This is a genomic window from Rhodococcus sp. NPDC004095, from assembly GCF_053604015.1.
Genome location: NZ_JBSGGS010000001.1, coordinates 391,214 through 409,184 on the forward strand (window position 1 = coordinate 391,214; position 17,971 = coordinate 409,184).

Sequence of the window (17,971 nt, forward strand, 5' to 3'; positions counted from 1 at the left end):
CTTGCGCCGACAGGCGCAGGTCAGTTCGGGGTGCCCGACAACTCGGCGAGCAGCAGGTCGCAGGCGATCCGCAGGTCGGACTCGATCTCGGGAATCGAGGTGCGGCTGTTGAGCCCGGACTGGATCAGCCCGAACCACAGGGCCACCACCAGCCGCAGCACCGTCACGTCCCGGATCGTCGGCTCCTCGATCCCGGCTGCGTCGAGGAGGAGCTTGTCGAACTGCTGGTCGATCTTCGCGACGTCGGGGATCGTCGCGGCGTTGGACGTGGCGGCGGACTGGATCATCGCGGTGGCGAGCAGCGGGGTGCGCAGCAGCGCCCGCGTCGCCTGCAGCAGTGCATCGAACACGGCGTCGGCGGGCGACATGCCCGTCCGCGACCGCCGGGACAGCTGGGTGCCCATCCGCTCGATCTGGTCCACCATGACCGCGACGAACAGGTGGGTCTTCGACGGGAAGTAGCGATACAGCGTGCCGATCGCGACGCCGGCGCGCTTGGCGACCTCCTGCATCTGCACGCGCTCGAGTTCCTTCTCCGCCCCCAACTGGGCGGCGACCTTCAGGATCCGGCCGTGCCGTGCCCGCTGCTCCACCGAGCTCGGCTCGGCTGCGTCGCGCACCTCCGCAAGCCTCGGCATCTCTGGTCCCCCACTTCTTCAACTTCCGACGGAATGAGGGTAGATCCTGACACCTGTAGAGGATGCCAGGACTCCCGTTCCGCTCAGTGGGAGCCGGCCTGTCCGGCCCGCCCGCCTGCGATTGCCTGTCACCCACACTCGATGTGATGGAGGTAGCTGGAGACATGCAGGACTGGACGGACGAATACGACGTGGTGGTGGTCGGGTCCGGTGGCGGAGCCCTGACCGGCGCCTACACCGCGGCCACGCGTGGCCTGCGGACGGTGGTGCTGGAGAAGACCGACCTGTTCGGCGGCACCTCGTCGTACTCCGGCGCCTCGATCTGGCTGCCCGGCACCCAGGTGCAGGAGCGCGCCGGGCTGCCCGATTCGACCGAGCTGGCCCGCACCTACCTGCGCGCGTTGCTCGGTGACGTCGAGAGCGAGCGGCAGGATGCGTACGTCGAGACCGCGCCTGCGGTCGTCGAGTTCCTCGAGCAGAACCCGAACATCGACTTCGAGTTCCGGGCGTTCCCCGACTACTACAAGGCCGACGGACGCCTCGACACCGGCCGGTCGATCAACCCGCTCGACCTCGACCCCGCCGACATCGGCGAGCTGGCCGCCAAGGTCCGACCCGAGCTGGACCAGGACCGCACCGGGCAGGGCCACGCACCGGGAAAGCTGATCGGCGGCCGCGCCCTGGTCGGGCGCCTGCTGGCCGCGGTCGCGGGCACCGGCAACGCGGACCTGCGCTCCGGCGTCGCCATGACCGGGCTGGTCGTCGAGGACGGCCGCGTCGTCGGCGTGGAGGCCGAGCAGGACGGGCAGCCGATCCGGATCAAGGCGAACCGCGGTGTCCTGATGGCCGCCGGCGGCATCGAGGCCAACGCGCAGGCGCGCGCGGCGAACGGCACCCCCGGCAAGGCGGAGTGGTCGATGGGTCCGATCGGCGCCAACACCGGTGCACCGATCGCGGCCGGCGTCGCCGCGGGCGGCGCGACCGCACTGCTCGATCAGGCGTGGTTCTGCCCGGGCGTCGAGCAGCCGGACGGCACCGCGGCCTTCCTGGTCGGCATCCGCGGTGGCATCGTCGTCGACGCGAACGGCGAACGCTACCTGAACGAGTCGCTGCCGTACGACCAGTTCGGCCGGGCGATGCACGCGCACAACGGAAATGGCGCGGCCGTGCCGTCATGGATGATCTTCGACTCGCGCGAGCGTGGCGGCCTGCCCGGCATCAGCATCCCGAACACCGCGCCCGCGAAGCACCTCGATGCGGGCACCTGGGTGCAGGGCGACACCCTCGAGGAGGTGGCCGCGAAGGCGGGCCTGCCCGCGGATGCGTTGCGCACCAGCGTCGAACAGTTCAACGACTACGCCAAGCACGGCGTCGACGAGTCGTTCCACCGGGGCGAGGACCCGTACGACAACTTCTTCTGCCCGCCGAACGGCAACCCGAACAAGGCGCTGACCGCGATCGAGACCGGACCGTTCTTCGCGGCCCGGATCGTGCTGTCGGACCTCGGCTGCAAGGGCGGCCTGGTCACCGATGTCGACGGTCGCGTGCTGCGCGCCGACGGCACCGCGATCGACGGCCTCTACGCGGCGGGCAACACCTCCGCGTCGCTGAGCCAGAAGGTCTACCCCGGTCCGGGCGTTCCCCTGGGCACCGCGATGGTGTTCTCGTACCGCGCCGCCCAGCACATGGCAGGCTGACGACGAACACCGAACGGCCCCGCTCGACCGACAGGTCGGGCGGGGCCGCTTTGCATTGTGGAAGCGATTTCGAGGACGTCTCGTTTCAGGGTGCCATGTCGACCCAGCCGACGAAGCCCGACGGATCGTGCCGGCCCATGACGGCATGCTCGAACATCCCCCAGCCCACCCGACCGTCGATGGTTGCCCTCGCGACATGGTCGATGGTGCTGTAGGGCAGCCTGCCGAGGAACTCCGGGCTCGTGGTGTCGAATGTCGTGGCCGACGACCAATTCTCTCCGCGCCATTCACCGTGCGTCCAGTCGGGATCGCCGCCGTACCCGGCGCCGTGACTGAGCGAGATGAAGCCGAGGTTCTCGATGTCCACGACGAGAGGCTCACCCGACGGCGTCGTCAGATGAAGTCGCGCGGTCTCCGGATGCCTTGTACCACTGCGATAGTTGACCTCGACCCGCGGCCAGCCGAGCTGCTCGACGCGTCCGTCGGCGAAGACACGGGTCGCGTGGTTGAGGGTCCGATGTCCGTCCTGGGATTCCTGAACGATCACCACGAGCGCGAAGTCGTCGAACCGCAGCGGAACGTAGGTCCAGTAGTGGCCACCGCGGGCCTCGTAGGTCATGCGCCCCTGCGGATCCGACTCACCGACGGGGCGGATACCCCACGAACGGTCGCGCGTACCCATCCACGTCTCGGGGTCGACGGTGAAGTCGCGCCCGCCCACCGACAGGGTGCCGGCCCAGCTTCCGACCTGCGCGAAACGCGACGCATCGAGAATCGGACGCGGTCCCGACATCAGGACGTGTGCCTCCTCGAGCACGGCGGGAAACGATCCGTCCCACGTGATGTCGCACGACAGTTCTTCGTGCTCGCAGATCAGCCGAATCCTCTGCAGCGGCTCGATCACCTCGAGCCGGTAGCCGCCCACCCGGCTCTCCATCGAGCGCTCCTCCAGCGCATCCGAGAAGCGCACCGCCACCTGAGTGTCCCCGTGGCGCACCGTGACGAAGGCGTCGGTGACACCGAGGTTCGGGTAGACGCCGAATCCGGAGATCAGGTACACATCACCGGTGCGGTCGTGAGCATTGAAGTAGTTGCGGTCGTAGAAGTTCCGGTCGGTGGACGCCACCCGCGCCATCGACAACGGCGATTGGTGTACCGGGTACTCGTCGAGCAGAACAGGCTTCATCGGGCCGCCTTCTCCCATTCGTATGTTTCGTCGATCAGCTGCGCGAGCATGGCGTGATGCAGCACATACTCGTCGGGGTTCGTGGGGGCTTCCATCTCCCCGAAGTGCACACGCCTGCGGGCGATCTGCGACATGACGGTTCCGTGGCGGAGCGCGGCGTACACGAGGTAGAAGTCGAGGTCACGCAGCTCCACGCCGGCGACCTTCTCGTAGCGGTCCACCACATCGGCGCGGGTGAACATCTCGGGCAGGCCTGGCAGCGAGAACTGCTCGGCGAGGTCCTGGAACATGCGGTGGAAGAAGAGGAACCACCCGAGATCGAGCTCACGAGGCGCGAGCACCGCCGACTCCCAGTCGAGTACCGCGGCCGGAACGGTCTCCGCGTACATGATGTTGCCGATCCGGGAATCGCCCCAGCAGAGCACGTCGGGCGACGGCTCCGCGGGCCAGTGCGCCTCGAGCCAGTCGAAGGCCCGCTCGAGCACCGGGATGCGGAGGCCGTCGTCACGGCGGGTCCACTCGTAGTACGCGCGCTCGTTCTCGAAGTGCCGACGCAGGCTGGACTCCCCGCCTGCCGCACCGAGAGACGGCACCTTCGCCGCCGGATCGTCGATCGCATGGATGTTCGCGAGAACCTGGATGGTGTTTTCCTGGAGGGACTTCCGCGCCTGGGTGTCGAACTCGTGCAGCCACCCCCCGAAGACGTACGGCGGGTTGTCCACCGGCACGGCTCCGCCCGCCCGATCCATCACCAGGAAGGGGGTGCCGAGCGGCTCGGCGGACGTCTCCACCCAGCGCACGTTCGGGACCGGAACCTCGCTGTGGTCGCGGACCGCGGCCATGACGCCGAACTGGTGCCGCAGATCGTAGCCGGGAAAGACCGGGAACGCGGATGCCTCGGGCGCGAGCCGGGCGACCAGCCGGTCCGTGTGCTCGATTCCGCCCTGCTTCCAGTCGAGGTCGAAAAGAACAGATACGCTGGACATTCCGGAGTGACCAGGGCGGCTCACGTTGTGGACGCGGGGCGGCTCGTCGGCTCCGAGCCGCTCCCCCAGCCATCCCTCCAGCTGCCGGCGCAGCTGCTCCAGGTCGGTCTCGGTGGTCTTGATGTTCTGTTCCGCGCCTTCCGGCATCGCGCTCTCGGTGGTCATGCCCGTATCTCCAGTTCTCACGATGAAGGGAGCCCGGGTCACATCCTCCGGACCTCGGACGGGGTACCGTCCGCCCCTCCTGCGGGGCGGACGGATCGAACGACGAGACCCGAATCGGCGATCTCGCATGTTCTGGGAAGTTCTCGATTCGCGCCGCGACGGTGGCCACAGTCCGCGATCCCGAGTCGAGTACAGCAGCTAATCCACTTGTACGTCAACGAAATTGGATCATCTCTACTGGTGTTCCGCGGGAGACCACCGCGAGACCACGACCGGCCGGGTCACAGTTTCGCGACCCGGCTCGATGTCACCGGTTCAGCCGGCCGACGTCACGGGTTCATCCTTCTGGCAGTCCGAGTTCCGGCCAGGCGCCACCGACCCAGGTCTGCAGGTTCCCCCAGCCGGTCGCACCGGTCTCGATGTCCCTGACCCGAATGACGCAGTCGCGGAACTGGTTGAGCGACGCCACACTCTCGGGGGTGGATGTGTCGGCGAAATAGCTTCCGTCGATGAAGAGCTCGCCCTTCCATGATCCCCCGCGGTCTCCGTTCGGTCGCAGGTAGTGGCCCGCACCCAAGTGGAAGCCGGTGTCGGACACCGGCTCGGCCTCCAGATGACGCTCACGTCCGTCGGCCATGGTGAGACGAAAGGTCCCACCGAGGAAGCGGTTGTTCCGGGAGTCGAATGCGATGATCGGGTCGATGTCCGTGACGAGGTCCCGGGGCCGGTCCGCGTACTCGAAGCCGCCCTGCGCCAGCTTGTGCGAGTAGCCGGGACCCTCGTAGCGCAGGAGGTACTGATGGAAGGCGTAGCTGCCGCCGTCCGGATGCTCGAAGTACAGCGGGTTCCAGACTGCCAGGACGCGCGGCGTGTGGCTCTCGGTGGGGTCCGGCGCCAGGTCGCCGATGTCGTCGCCGACCCCGGGGCGCACTCCCCACGAATGGTCACGCGTCATGATCCAGCCCTCGGGACCGACGTCGATGCGGTCACCGTCGACCTCTATCCATCCGCTCGCGACGATTCCGGTCTGGTGGTACCGGATCTGGTCCGCGGTGCGGCGATTGCCGGTGATGTTCCGACGATCCTCGCGCTCCTCTACGACGCAGGGCACGGCCCCCTCGAGGAGCAGGTCGAACGCGACGGGTTGGACGTCGTTGGGTTCGAGCACGACGCGAATCCGTTGAAGCGGCTCGACGATCTCGTACCGAATGGGGCCCACGTCCACCGAGTCCGGATCGGCGGCCAGCGCGCGGCTGGCGCGTACCGTCCATTGCTCGACTCCGCGTGCCACACCGGCGTACGCGTCGACGACGCCCCGATTGACGTACTTACCGAAGCCGAATCCGATCTGCAGCGATCCGTCCTTCGCGGCGGCCATCAGACAGACCTTCTCGGTCCACGCGTGGTCACTCTGCGAAACCGTCGCGAAGGTGTCCACGATCTGATGGTTGAAGTGCTCGTCCGCCGCCACGAGTGGCCCGATCGATCCGCCCACTGGCGCCTCCTCCGAAGTCCGGGTTCGAAACCCGGGCCCGATGCCACCGCAGCCGCGTCGGCCACGACAGATCAGTTGATTTCTGGACTGTGAGGCTAAAGATAGACTCGCGTCTATCTTTCTGGTGCGGATTCGCGAAATTGGACACGGGCACGCCCGTGAGCAGAAACTGGCGGGTGCCACGCATCCCGAGCTGGCACCCCGAACCGGGCCGTGATCGCTCTCGGGTGGGGTGTCCGGAGGGGAGATGCTGGGAAAATGAACGAACCGACGACACTCGGCCGCCGCGAACTGAACAAGCTGCAGACGCGCGGCCGACTGCTCGACGCCGCCCGGACCCTGTTCGCTCAGCGCGGCGTCGTCGGCACGCCCGTCGACGACATCGCGGACCTGGCCGGCGTTTCCCGCGCCACCTTCTTCAACTACTTCCCCAGCAAGGACGACCTGCTGGCTGCCCTGTACGCGAGTCACATGAGCTCGCTGGCGGCGGTGATCGACGACCTCCTGGGCCGGGACCTGACGACGGAGGAGCGAATCGTCGGCGTCTTCACCGACTTCGTGCGGGCCACAGAGGACCTGCCCGGCTACCTGCGTGCCGTGACGGGCGAGTTCGAACGGGACCTCGCCTCGCCCACGATCAGTGTGGAGCGCACCGAACTGTTCAACGACGAACTCCTGCGGATCCTGAATCCGGGCATCGCGCGCGGCGAGGTCCGCACCGACTACCCGCCACGGTTCCTCGCGCAGATGGTCGCCGCGATCTACGTCTCGACGATCCGCTACTGGCGGCAGGATCCGGGCTTCGACCTCGCGGACAATTTCGTGAAGGCGGCGCGGTATGCGGCCGAGTCGCTCCTGCCCCGGGACTGAAGCGACTCTGCCTCCCGAGTCCCGCCGGCCCGCGACGGGCCGGCGGGACTGTCTGCGTCAGGCGCCGGTGGCGGGCAGGATGCGGGCGCGAACCTCGCCGAAGCCGATGCGCCCGCCGTTCGCCCCGGGTGCGGTCGCCGAGATCGACACCTCGTCGCCGTCCTGCAGGAAGGTGCGCTCCTCGCCCGCGACGGTGGCGGGCTCCGCTCCACCCCAGGTCAATTCGATGAAGGCACCGCGCTGGTCCTTCTCGGGACCGGAGATGGTGCCGGAGCCGAACAGGTCGCCGGTGGAGGCGGCGGCGCCGTTGACGGTGGTGTGCGCCAGCATCTGCGCGGGCGACCAGTACATCTGCGCGTACGGCGGACGGCTGACGACGTCACCGTTCCACTCGACCGCCAGATCGATGTCCAGGCCCCACTTCTCGTCACCCTGTAGGTACGGGAGCGGCGTCGGGTCCTGCACCGGGGTGTCGATACGGGCGGCCTCGAGGGCCGCCAGGGGAACGACCCACGCGGAGATCGACGTGGCGAAGCTCTTGCCCAGGTTCGGACCGAGGGGCACGTACTCCCACGCCTGGATGTCGCGCGCCGACCAGTCGTTGAGGATCACCGCACCGAAGCAGTGCTCGGCGAACTGATCCGGGGTGATGGAGGCTCCCATCGGCGAGCCGACCCCGACGATGAAGCCCATCTCGGCCTCGATGTCGAGGCGGAGCGAGGGGCCGAACGTCGGTGCGTCGTCGGACGGAGCCTTGCGCTGGCCGCACGGACGGACGATGTCCGTGCCCGACACGACCACGGTGGACGAGCGGCCGTGGTAGCCGACCGGCAGGTGCTTCCAGTTCGGCATGAGCGGGTCGGGGTTCTGCGGGCGGAACAGCCGGCCGAGGTTGGAGGCGTGGTTCTCGGACGCGTAGAAGTCGACGTAATCGGCAACCACGATCGGCAGATGCATCGTGACCGCGTCGACCGGCAGCACCGCGTCGTCGGCGATCTCACCGGCGACCAGGTCGGTGATCTGCGCACGAACCGCATCCCACCGCACACGGCCCTGCGCCATGAAGGCGTTGAGGGTCGGTTGCGCGAACACGTCGTCGCCGAGGGCCTTCGCGAGGTCGACCACGTGGTCGCCGACACGCACACCGACCCGCGGATCGGTTCCGGCCGTGGAGAAGACGCCGTACGGCAGGTTGTCGACGCCGAAGAGGGAGTCGTCGGGGATCGGGATGACGGTCATGCGGGGCTTCCTTCGTCGACTGCGGGGGATTCCGGGTCGGACACCAGGCCGAGGGCGGTCAAGTCCGAGAGCGGGTCTGAGATGCTGCAGGTGCCGTACGACCGGAAGCGGTCGCGCAGCGCGGCGACGGCATCGCCCGGGAGCGCGCCGAGCGCGGCGGCCAGTCGGGCGCCGTCCCGGTCCGAGAGCGCCGCGGCGATGGCGTCCGTACCCGCACCCGTCCCGGCGAGGTGGGTGGCGAGCATCAGGTTCAGGAACCCGTGCTGCTCGAATCCGGTGTCGGGATCGGTGTTCCGCACCGCATGATGCAGTCCGGCGGTCGCCTTGAACGGCACGCCGAGGGAGACGGCGTCGTCGATGGCCTTCGCCAGTTCCGCCTCGTCCGGGTAGGCGTCGGCGACGACACCGCCGGTGCGGAACTTCGCCCGGTACCCGGCGGCGGGCAGCGCGGCGAGGATATCGGCGCGGCGATCGTCTCGCGGAACCTCCACGTAGATGTCCACTCCCGGTGCGGTGGAGGAGATTTCGTGCAGGCTTGCGAACAGGTCCGCGACGGACTGGTCGATCGGCACCGCGATCTCGAGGGCCACCAGGTGTGCACCGTCGATCGCGCGCAACTGTTCGATCGCCTGCGGCACGAAGTCGGTGCCGCCCGGCACCGTCAGACTGACCGGTAGGGTGCGTCCGCCACGGTCGGCGAGCACGGCCGGCAGTTCGACCAGCCGGGTCGCGGGAAAGACGAACGGCCCCACCAGGTCGGCGTGCGCGCTGTCCTCGTGCGCGAAGTGCGCGGGTACCGCGGACTCGAGGGGTGCGTTACCCGGGGGGAACAGCGCGGCGTCGTCGCAGAGCCCGGCCAGGAGCGGGGAGATCGTACTCACTGCGCCCCCTCCCCCGCCTGCGGTCCGCGCCCGGCCCAGGACCACGCGTACGCCTCGTCCTCGCAGGCCAGGGCGCCCTCGCCGAGTTCGAGCGGGCGGAAGGTGTCGACCATGACGGCGAGTTCGTCGAAGAACTCGACGCCGATGCTGCGCTCGTACGCGCCCGGCTGCGGGCCGTGGGCGTGGCCGCCGGGGTGGATGGAGATCGAGCCCTGCCCGATGCCCGATCCCTTGCGCGCCTCGTAGTCGCCGCCGCAGTAGAACATGATCTCGTCGGAGTCGACGTTCGAGTGGTAGTACGGCACCGGGATGGACAGCGGGTGGTAGTCCACCTTGCGGGGCACGAAGTTGCAGATGACGAAGTTGTTGCCCTCGAACGCCTGGTGCGCCGGCGGCGGCTGGTGCACGCGGCCGGTGATGGGCTCGTAGTCGGAGATGTTGAACGTGTACGGGTACAGGCAGCCGTCCCAGCCGACGACGTCGAACGGATGCGTCGGGTACACCATGCGGGTGCCGACGATGCCGTGGGACGTGCGGTGCTTGACCAGGACCTCGACGTCGGCACCCTCGGCGACGAGCGGCTCGGCGGGCCCGTGCAGGTCCCGCTCGCAGTAGGGCGCGTGCTCGAGCAGCTGACCGAAGCGCGACAGGTAACGCTTCGGCGGGACGATGTGGCTGTTGGCCTCGATCGCGTACGCGCGCAGCGGTTCCGTGCCCTGCGGCAACCATCGGTGGGTGGTGGACATCGGGATGAGCACGTAGTCGCCCTGGCGTGCGTGCAGTGCGCCGAACACGGTCTCGACGATCGCCTCGCCGGACTCGACGTACACCATCTCGTCGCCGATCGCGTTGCGGTACAACGGCGATTCCTTCGCGGCCACCACGTACGAGATGCGCACGTCGGCATTGCCGAGGATCAGCCTGCGGCCGGTGACGACATCGGTTTCGGCCCAGATCTGCTCGGGAAACAGGTCGTGGAGCTTGAGGTGCCGGGGCTTGAGCGGATGGTTCGGGGTGGTGGTCTGGTCGCGCAGGTCCCACACCGTCGCGTCGACGATCGCCGACGGAATGTTGCGGTGGTACAGCAGCGACGAGTCCGAGGAGAACCCCTCCTCGCCCATCAGCTCCTCGAAGTAGAGCTGCCCGTCCTCGTCGCGATGCTGGGTGTGCCGCTTCGGCGGGACGTTGCCGAGCTGTCGGTAGAACGCCATGACGGCCTCCTGGGTCTGAGATCTCCCCGGCTTCCACTCTGGCGGGCACCGGTCTGCTTGTCGACGCATCGACGGAGCCGCGTGCGGCCGGCCCCCGGCTCACGTCATCACGTTAGTAAACACATTAACTATTTCGTGGGCACGGGTGCAACCACGGACGCGCAGTCGGGGTCAGTTACGGCCGCGGACGTCGAACTGACTGCGGTTGGTGATCAGCTTGTCGAGCAGCATGACCAGCACGTGCTGCTCGGCCTCGGTCAGCACGCTCGCCCACGCGTACTCGCGTTCGTTGTGCTCCCGGTAGGTCGCGGCCATCTCGGCGCGCCCCTTCTCCGTGAGCGACAGCTGCACCGAGCGACCGTCGCGCTCGTCCGGCGTCCGCTCGAGCAGGCCGCCCGCTTCCAGGGTCTTCGTCAGGTTCGACACGGCCGCACGGCTCATACCGGTCAGCTTGGCCGCGCTCTTCGGTTCGATCGGGCCGGCGAGCCAGGTCACGAACATCAGCCGGAACGCCGACCACGAGAGCCCGCGGGGCCGATGCACGGAGGACTCGAGGTCGTAGGTGACCACGTTGGCGGCCCGGTTGAGCGTCAGCAAGACCTGCGTGGCCAATTGGTGCGTGGCGCCGAACTCGGTGCTCAGCCGCCGATTGGCGAGGTCGATGAACGACCAGAAGTCGAGTGAGCCGGGGGACGCCGTCGCCGACTCCCCTGCCCCGCCGCGCGCTTCGTCCCCACTCATGGGGCCAACACTATCCCGGTGGCGGGCGGCGCCCCGCTCGTCTCATCAGTCACCCAACTAATATATCTGTGAATCATTTTTCGGCGCTCGCTCGCCGCCTGCCGGCGCGGGCGTTCACGGCGGCGAGCCGCCACGCCCCAGGGGTTACCGCCGCCACCGAGAGAGTCTGTACAAAGGACTCCTACCGACTTACCGGCGACGATCCGAGAACAGGACGCAACATGAGCACGCTGCAGACGCTCGACCGTGGGTTGCGCGCGCTCGACATCGTCGCCCAGTCGCCCTCCGGCATCTCGGTGGCCGATCTGTCCCGGGAACTCGACGTCCACCGGGCCATCTGCTACCGGATCGTCGCCACCCTCGAAGAGCATTCCCTCGTCGCGCGCACCGCCGACGGCCGGATCCGGCTCGGTGTCGCGGCTGCGGTGCTCGCCTCACGATTCGAACCACAGTTCGCGAGCGACGTCCAGCCCCTCCTGCACGCACTCGCCGACGAGACACGCGCCACGGCGTTCGTCTCCGCAGCTCAGGGCCAGAACTGTGTCGTGATCATGGTCGCCGAACCGGAGGACACCCTGCTGCGCGTCGGCTACCGCGTCGGCAGCAGCCATCCACTGGACCGGGGCGCGGCCGGGATCGCGATCCTCGCCCTGCGCCCGGAGGCACCGGGCGAGACCGATGAGGTCCGCCGGGCCCGGGCCGACGGCTACAGCCTCACCCGCGGACAGCTCGAACACGGCGCCGTCGGCATCGCCGCGGGCATTGCACTGCCGCAGGGCGCGGGCTCGAGCACCGGCCTCGAGCGCAGCGTCGGGGTCGTCGCGATCGACGGTCTCGACACCGACCGAGCCGCGGACGCGGTACTACGCACCGCCCGCGAGATCGAACACCTCATCAGCGTCTGACGCTCCCACTCGGGCCCGCCGCGGCCTGATCGTCACACCTTCGCCAGGCCTTGCCCTGCGCCCTCCCTGCGGCCGGCCGACGCCGGCAGAACAACGCAAAGCCGCAGAACGGACCGCCTGCGTTGTTCTCCGGACCGCACTTGACCCCGAATGTGACCGCACTTACTCTGTGCGAAGTTCGCTCACCGATACAGGTTGTGCGTTATTAGTAACTTCGCAGTTCAGAGCGAGTTCAAGACCAACGGAGATTCAAAGTCATGAGCGCGTGCCCGATCGATCACAAGGCCCTGCAGAGCGCAGGCTGCCCGGTTTCCCCGAATGCCGCCGCCTTCGATCCCTTCACCGGTCCGTACCAGGTGGACCCCGCGGCGTCACTGCGCTGGTCGCGCGACGAAGAGCCGGTGTTCTACAGCCCCGAGATCGGCTACTGGGTCGTCACCCGATACGAGGACGTCAAGGCCGTCTTCCGCGACAACATCCTGTTCTCGCCGTCGATCGCGCTCGAGAAGATCACCCCCGTCTCCGACGAGGCGACGGCGACGCTCGCCAAGTACGACTACGCGATGGCGCGCACCCTGGTGAACGAGGACGAGCCCGCGCACATGCCGCGCCGGCGCGTGTTGATGGACCCGTTCACCCCCAGGGAACTGGTCCACCACGAGCCGATGGTCCGTCGCCTCACCCGCGAGTACGTCGACCGCTTCATCGAGACCGGTGAGGCCGACCTCGTCGACGAAATGCTGTGGGAGGTCCCGCTCACCGTCGCGCTGCACTTCCTCGGCGTGCCCGAGGAGGACATGGACGAGCTGCGCAGCTACTCGATCGCGCACACCGTGAACACGTGGGGGCGCCCGGCGGTCGAGGAGCAGGTCGCGGTCGCCGAGGCCGTCGGCAAGTTCTGGCAGTACGCCGGCCAGGTGCTCGACAAGATGCGCAAGGATCCGTCCGGCCACGGCTGGATGCCGTTCGGCATCCGGGTCCAGCAGGAGCAGCCCGACGTCGTCACCGACTCGTACCTGCACTCGATGATGATGGCGGGAATCGTTGCGGCACACGAAACCACAGCAAACGCGTCGGCCAACGCCTTCCGCCTGCTGCTCGAGAACCGCAGCGTGTGGGAGGAGATCTGCGCCGATCCGAGCCTGATCCCGGGCGCCGTCGAGGAGTGCCTGCGACACTCCGGCTCGGTCGCCGCGTGGCGCCGCCTCGTCACCGCCGACACCACGATCGGCGGCATCGACATCCCCGAGGGATCGAAGCTGCTGATCGTCACCTCGTCCGCGAACCACGACGAACGTCACTTCGAGGGCGCCGACGACTTCGACATCCGTCGCGAGAACTCCAGCGATCACCTGACGTTCGGCTACGGCAGCCACCAGTGCATGGGCAAGAACCTGGCCCGCATGGAGATGCAGATCTTCCTCGAGGAGTTCACCAAGCGACTCCCGCACATGGAACTGGTCCCCGACCAGAAGTTCACCTACCTGCCCAATACGTCGTTCCGGGGTCCGGATCACGTTCTGGTGCAGTGGGATCCGTCCGAGAACCCCGAGCGTGCCGATCCGTCGATCCTGGACAACCGTCAGCCGGTGAAGATCGGTGAGCCGTCGAAGACCAACATCTCGCGTACCGTCTCGGTCGACGCCATCACCCCGGCCGCCGACGGCGTCGTGCGTGTGATGCTGTCCGATCCGTCGGGCAGGCCGCTGCCCAAGTGGACCCCGGGCTCACACGTCGACCTCGAACTCGGTGAACTGTCGCGGCAGTACTCGCTGTGCAGCGACCCGAACGACCTGTCGCACTACGAGATCGCCGTGCTCGAGGAGCCCGAGAGCCGCGGAGGATCGCGCTACGTGCACCACACCCTGCAGGCCGGCGACGTCCTGAAGATGCGTGGCCCGCGCAACCACTTCAAGCTCGACGCGGACGCCGAGCGCTACATCTTCGTCGCGGGCGGCATCGGCATCACCCCGGTCATCGCGATGGCCGACCACGCCAAGGCGGCCGGCAAGGACTACGAGATCCACTACTGCGGACGCGATGTCGCGACGATGGCACTGCTCGACCGGCTCACCGCCGATCACGGCGACAAGGTCGAGATCCACTCGAGCGCCGCTGGAACCCGCCTCGACATCCCGGCGCTGCTCGCGACGCCGGCCCCCGGCACCCAGATCTACTCGTGCGGACCGGAGCGTCTGCTCTCCGCACTCGAGGAGGCCACCGTGCACTGGCCGGAAGAGTCCCTCCACGTCGAGCACTTCACGTCGAACCTGGCGACGCTCGATCCGGCCAACGAGCACGCGTTCGAGGTCGAACTGCGCGACTCGGGGCTCACCGTCCAGGTGGCGGCCGACCAGACGGTTCTCGACGCCCTGCGCGCGTCGAACATCGATATCCAGAGCGACTGCGAGGAGGGGCTGTGCGGATCGTGCGAAGCCCCCGTCCTCGACGGCGAGGTGGATCACCGCGACATGGTGCTCACCAAAACCGAACGGGCTCAGAACAAGTCGATGATGACCTGCTGCTCACGTGCGTGCGGCAAGAAGATCACCCTCGCGCTCTGACCCACCTCCCCTCCAGAATCTCCAGCACCCGAAAGGATCCGTCATGGGATCTCCGACCGTCACCGGGGTCGCCGTGCCGCCGGGCACGACCGACACCGCCCAGCCACCCAAGTCGAGCTTCAAGCGCGTCCTGACCGGCAGCATGGCCGGCGCCGTGCTCGAGTGGTACGACTTCGCGATCTACGGCATCCTCGCCGCGACCGTCCTCGGCCCGCTGTTCTTCCCGGGCGACAGCGGTGTCGCGAAGCTGCTGCTGGCGCTGGCCACGCAGGGTCTCGGCTTCGTCGCCCGCCCGTTGGGCGGCATCGTGTTCGGTCATCTCGGTGACAGGTTCGGCCGCAAGCCGATGCTGGTCGTCACGTTCATCATGCTGGGCACCGCGACCGCCGCGATCGGCCTGCTGCCGACGTACGACCAGATCGGCATCTGGGCGACCGTCATGCTGGTGGCGCTGCGCATGATCCAGGGCTTCGCGCTCGGCGGCGAGTTCGGCGCCGCGGTGCTGCTGGTCAGTGAGTACGGCGAGCCCAAGAAGCGCGGCTTCTGGGCGTCCTGGCCGCAGGCCGGGGCCCCGATGGGCACGGTCCTGGCGACGATCGTGATCACGGTCATCGGAGTGTTCCTGTCCGACGAGGCGTTCGACCAGTGGGGCTGGCGTGTTGCCTTCCTCTTCGCGATTCCGCTGCTGGTCATCGGCTTCTGGGTGCGCCGCGGAGTCGAGGAGTCCCCCGTCTTCAAGGCCGCGCAGGCGCAGGCCGAGAACACGCCTGCCGCCCGGGAACGGTCGAGCATCCTGGAGGCCCTGTCACATCCCCGCCCGGTCCTGATCGGCCTCGGCATGCGCCTGGGCGAGAACATCGCCTTCTACGTCTACACCGTGTTCGTCATCGCCTACGCCACCACGTATCACGGCTTTCCGCGTGGCGACGTCATCCTGGCCGTCACGTTCGCGTCGCTGTTCCAGTTCGTGGGCATGATCGGCGGCGGCGCCTGGTCCGACCGGGTGGGCCGCCGCATCGCGATGCTCGTGCCTGCGGTGGTCCTCGTCGTGTGGGCCCCCGTGTTCTTCTGGCTGGTGCAGCAGCAGAGCCTGACGCTGTTGTGGGTCGGTGTCTGCGTCGGCGCCTTCTTCCACGGCATGCTCGCCGGCCCGGAGGCTGCCTGGATCACCGAGCTGTTCCCCACCCGCTACCGCTACGCCGGGTCGTCGCTGGTGTTCCAGGGTTCGTCGATCATCGCAGGGGCCCCGGCCCCGTTCATCGCGGTCTGGCTGATCGAGAACTTCGGCATCGGCACGGTGATCGGCTATCTGGTGGTCACGATGGCGATCACGGTGACCGCACTCCTGTTCAGCAGGGAAACGAAGGGCGTCGACCTGGACGAGGTCGCCTGACCGCATTTCACCCGGTCGGGCATCCGATACGGCAGCGCCGGCACCCACAGGGTGCCGGCGCTGTCGTCATCATCGCTCCAGAACTGTTGCCGGTCAGGGGTTCCCCGTGAACACCGGGTCTTCGAGGGACCGACGGGAGCGAACCCAGTGGGAGTCGAGGCCGTCCTCGATCTCCTCGGTCACGGACTCGTCGAACACGACGATGCGGGCCGCGATGCGCCACTGCCCGTCGCGCCGTTCGAATCGGTCGACATAGCGGCACTTGACGGTGGCCCGCGCCTGCGTGCCGCCCGGAACCCGGGGAACCTGCCGCAGGTAGCACAGGCAGTACGACTCGACGTTCGCCGTGTCGCCGTCCAGCTCGATCAGCACGTTGGTGACGTAGTGCAGGGACGAGTCGATGGTGGCGTGCCGGGACTTCATGTCCTCGATCAGGCCGTCCACGGTGCCGACGTATCCGCCGTGGTTGTCGATCGCGTCGGGGAAGTAGCAGTCGGCAACGCGGTCGAAGTCCTTGCGGTCCACCGCCCGTGCGTAGCGGTACAGGACCTCGGTGATCTCCTGCTTGTCGCTGAGCGACATGCGCAGCTCCTCTCGTGCGAACGGGCCCTGCCGGTGTCGCCACCGGCAGGGCCCGACGGGACCGGACTAGTCGACGCGGAGCTCGATGCCCTTGGTCTCCTTGACGAAGAAGATCGCACCGAGGGTGAGCAGCGCACAGAACACGAAGTAGAACGCCGGCGCGAGGTTGTTGCCGGTGATGTCGATCAGCCACGTCGCGATGAACGGGGCCGTGCCACCGAGCGCCATGTTGGTGATGTTGTTGCCCAGGGCGAGGCCGCTGTAGCGGACCGATGCCTTGAGCATCTCGACGTACGTCACGTACGACGCACCGTTGACCACCGACACCGCGATGAACAGGACCGACTGGCCGACGACCGCCTGCCAGATGCTGCCGCCCGCCATCAGCATGAACATCGGGATGCCCAGGACGACGGCGGCGACGGTGCCGGTGAACAGCACGGGCTTGCGGCCGTAGCGGTCGGCCAGGTAGCCCGCGATCGGCAGCGTGATGACACCGAGCACCAGGGCCAGCGACGTGGACAGGAACGCGACGGTGGACGACTGGCCGCCGGCCTTCTGCAGGTACGTCGCGGCGTACACGGACGCGATGTAGTAGCCACCCGTGATGAGTGCACCGAGGAAGATGATCTTCACCAGTGCCGGACCGGAACTGGTGAGCAGTTCCTTGACCGGCACCTTCGCGGTCTCGCCCTTGTCCTCGAGCTCCTTGAACTGGGGCGTGTCCTCCATGTGGTTCCGGATCCAGATGCCGATCACGCCGATGACGACGGACAGCAGGAACGGGATACGCCACGCCCACGACATGATCTGGTCGTGCGTGAACACCGAGGTCAGCGCCAGCGCGGTCAGCGACGCCACGAGCGATCCGAGGTAGGTGCCCGAGTTGACCATCGAGGTCTGGAACGCGCGCCACTTGGCCGGAGCGGACTCCGACACGAACGCGTTGGCGCCGCCCAACTCGCCACCGGCCGCGAAGCCCTGCAGGCAGCGGGCCAGCACCAGGATCGCCGTTGCCCACACACCGAGCGTGACATACGTGGGCATCATGCCCATCGCCGCGGTCGCGACGACCATCAGCAGAATCGTCCAGGACAGGGCGTTCTTGCGGCCGTACTTGTCGCCGATGTGGCCGAAGAAGATGCCGCCGGGCACCCGCAGGAAGAACGCGACCGCGAACGTCGCGAACGTACCGAGCAGTGCGGCGGTGTCGTTCTCCGAGACGAAGAACAGCGACGCGATGATGGTCGCCATGTACCCGTAGATGCCGAAGTCGTAGTACTCGACGACGGTGCCGACGATGGCCGCGCGCACCACCTTGACGGTGGATTGCTTCGGCTCGGTCTGGGTCTGCACGGGATCCGGTCCTCGGGCGGGCCCGGGGTTACGAACCGCGGGCTCCACAATGTCGTTCGTTG

15 protein-coding genes are annotated in these 17,971 nt (G+C 67.9%); 5 read left to right on the forward strand and 10 right to left on the reverse strand.

Annotated features, from left to right (window positions below; all coding sequences use genetic code 11):
* Nucleotides 1-20 precede the first annotated feature (20 nt).
* Nucleotides 21-638, reverse strand: a complete 618-nt coding sequence (locus tag ACWEPG_RS01820; RefSeq protein WP_450116956.1) for a TetR family transcriptional regulator — start codon at nucleotides 636-638, stop codon at nucleotides 21-23.
* Nucleotides 639-802: 164 nt separating this feature from the next.
* Between ACWEPG_RS01820 and ACWEPG_RS01825 the strand changes: the two genes are divergently transcribed.
* Nucleotides 803-2,335 carry an FAD-dependent oxidoreductase gene (locus ACWEPG_RS01825; RefSeq protein WP_452593872.1) on the forward strand — a complete coding sequence of 511 codons (1,533 nt, stop codon included), beginning with the start codon at nucleotides 803-805 and terminating at the stop codon, nucleotides 2,333-2,335.
* Nucleotides 2,336-2,420: 85 nt separating this feature from the next.
* On the opposite strand, the gene ACWEPG_RS01830 is transcribed toward ACWEPG_RS01825, so the two are convergent.
* The 3 genes from ACWEPG_RS01830 to ACWEPG_RS01840 form a co-directional block, all read right to left on the reverse strand.
* On the reverse strand, nucleotides 2,421-3,521 hold the full coding sequence (locus ACWEPG_RS01830; protein WP_452593739.1) for a hypothetical protein: 1,101 nt from the start codon (nucleotides 3,519-3,521) through the stop codon (nucleotides 2,421-2,423).
* Nucleotides 3,518-4,672: a phosphotransferase family protein gene (locus tag ACWEPG_RS01835; protein WP_452593740.1), complete on the reverse strand. Its 1,155-nt coding sequence runs from the start codon at nucleotides 4,670-4,672 to the stop codon at nucleotides 3,518-3,520. Before ACWEPG_RS01835 ends, ACWEPG_RS01830 begins: the two co-directional genes overlap by 4 nt.
* Before the next feature lie 337 nt (nucleotides 4,673-5,009).
* Complete coding sequence (locus ACWEPG_RS01840; protein ID WP_452593741.1) at nucleotides 5,010-6,167, reverse strand: hypothetical protein; 1,158 nt, start codon at nucleotides 6,165-6,167, stop codon at nucleotides 5,010-5,012.
* Between the two features lie 258 nt (nucleotides 6,168-6,425).
* On the opposite strand from ACWEPG_RS01840, the gene ACWEPG_RS01845 reads away from it, so the two are divergent.
* On the forward strand, nucleotides 6,426-7,037 hold the full coding sequence (locus ACWEPG_RS01845; protein ID WP_450116960.1) for a TetR/AcrR family transcriptional regulator: 612 nt from the start codon (nucleotides 6,426-6,428) through the stop codon (nucleotides 7,035-7,037).
* Between the two features lie 57 nt (nucleotides 7,038-7,094).
* Here ACWEPG_RS01845 and fahA read toward each other — a convergent pair whose 3' ends face one another.
* The 4 genes from fahA to ACWEPG_RS01865 form a co-directional block, all read right to left on the reverse strand.
* Entirely contained in the window at nucleotides 7,095-8,276 is a 1,182-nt protein-coding gene (fahA, locus tag ACWEPG_RS01850; protein ID WP_452593742.1) for a fumarylacetoacetase, read from the reverse strand.
* The gene (locus ACWEPG_RS01855) at nucleotides 8,273-9,157 is read right to left on the reverse strand and encodes a hypothetical protein (protein ID WP_452593743.1); all 885 of its coding nucleotides are present in this window, start codon (nucleotides 9,155-9,157) and stop codon (nucleotides 8,273-8,275) included. The genes fahA and ACWEPG_RS01855 overlap by 4 nt, the downstream gene beginning before the upstream one ends.
* Nucleotides 9,154-10,368 (reverse strand): homogentisate 1,2-dioxygenase domain-containing protein, encoded by a 1,215-nt coding sequence (locus ACWEPG_RS01860; protein ID WP_450113055.1) that lies wholly within the window; start codon nucleotides 10,366-10,368, stop codon nucleotides 9,154-9,156. The genes ACWEPG_RS01855 and ACWEPG_RS01860 overlap by 4 nt, the downstream gene beginning before the upstream one ends.
* Before the next feature lie 171 nt (nucleotides 10,369-10,539).
* On the reverse strand, nucleotides 10,540-11,109 hold the full coding sequence (locus ACWEPG_RS01865) for a MarR family winged helix-turn-helix transcriptional regulator (protein WP_450113056.1): 570 nt from the start codon (nucleotides 11,107-11,109) through the stop codon (nucleotides 10,540-10,542).
* Nucleotides 11,110-11,330: 221 nt separating this feature from the next.
* On the opposite strand from ACWEPG_RS01865, the gene ACWEPG_RS01870 reads away from it, so the two are divergent.
* The 3 genes from ACWEPG_RS01870 to ACWEPG_RS01880 all read left to right on the forward strand — a co-directional run bounded on the left by ACWEPG_RS01870 (nucleotide 11,331) and on the right by ACWEPG_RS01880 (nucleotide 15,971).
* Nucleotides 11,331-12,014 carry an IclR family transcriptional regulator gene (locus ACWEPG_RS01870; RefSeq protein WP_450133585.1) on the forward strand — a complete coding sequence of 228 codons (684 nt, stop codon included), beginning with the start codon at nucleotides 11,331-11,333 and terminating at the stop codon, nucleotides 12,012-12,014.
* Nucleotides 12,015-12,271: 257 nt separating this feature from the next.
* Nucleotides 12,272-14,578 carry a cytochrome P450 gene (locus tag ACWEPG_RS01875; RefSeq protein ID WP_452593744.1) on the forward strand — a complete coding sequence of 769 codons (2,307 nt, stop codon included), beginning with the start codon at nucleotides 12,272-12,274 and terminating at the stop codon, nucleotides 14,576-14,578.
* A 43-nt stretch (nucleotides 14,579-14,621) separates the two neighbouring features.
* Nucleotides 14,622-15,971 (forward strand): MFS transporter, encoded by a 1,350-nt coding sequence (locus ACWEPG_RS01880; RefSeq protein WP_452593745.1) that lies wholly within the window; start codon nucleotides 14,622-14,624, stop codon nucleotides 15,969-15,971.
* Between the two features lie 93 nt (nucleotides 15,972-16,064).
* Here ACWEPG_RS01880 and ACWEPG_RS01885 read toward each other — a convergent pair whose 3' ends face one another.
* Complete coding sequence (locus ACWEPG_RS01885) at nucleotides 16,065-16,553, reverse strand: nuclear transport factor 2 family protein (RefSeq protein WP_452593746.1); 489 nt, start codon at nucleotides 16,551-16,553, stop codon at nucleotides 16,065-16,067.
* Between the two features lie 66 nt (nucleotides 16,554-16,619).
* Nucleotides 16,620-17,909 carry an MFS transporter gene (locus ACWEPG_RS01890; protein ID WP_452593747.1) on the reverse strand — a complete coding sequence of 430 codons (1,290 nt, stop codon included), beginning with the start codon at nucleotides 17,907-17,909 and terminating at the stop codon, nucleotides 16,620-16,622.
* Nucleotides 17,910-17,971 lie beyond the last annotated feature (62 nt).